The sequence below is a fragment of the Psychrobacter sp. 1Y4 genome (assembly GCF_051847555.1).
Genome location: NZ_JBPYDE010001207.1, coordinates 1 through 507, shown reverse-complemented (window position 1 = coordinate 507; position 507 = coordinate 1). Strand labels below are relative to the sequence as shown.

General features: G+C 44.0%; 1 pseudogene. It reads left to right on the top strand.

Annotated features, from left to right (window positions below):
• Positions 1-507 (top strand): annotated as a pseudogene (locus ACS8FC_RS21170) (hypothetical protein); the annotation flags it as partial.

The window sequence follows — 507 nt, the reverse complement described above, 5'->3', positions numbered from 1 at the left end:
ATTATTTATGCTTTTGATCAGCTCTATACGACCAATCGTCATTTGTATCAGCGCGATACGTCTTATTTCGTTAACTTTAGCGCATGGGCGCACGAGATCAAGCTCAGTGAGCAAAACGAAGTCATCATGGTAGAAGACCAAGAGTCTATCCGCTATCATCGTGCGTTTAATGATATCGTCGCGGCTAATGACGGAAAGATTCCAGATGATCTGCAAGAGCAAATCAGTGAATGGAAACCTGAAACCAAAGAACAAATGGCGCCGGTCGAAATCAACTTAGGTCACATGTGTGCTTATTTGTTTGGGGATACTTTGGGGCAAGAGGATGAGGCTTGGTGTCAAGGTCAAGTGCTTGGCAAACAAGAAACGATATTTAACGGCAAGTCTATCATTTTGTTTGATGTAGTGACATTGCGTGAACAGGACGCAGATCCCTTTGTCGTACGTATTGGTGCCCTTAATACGCCAGAGACTGCCAGCATTAAAGTGCATGACTATGTACAAGCC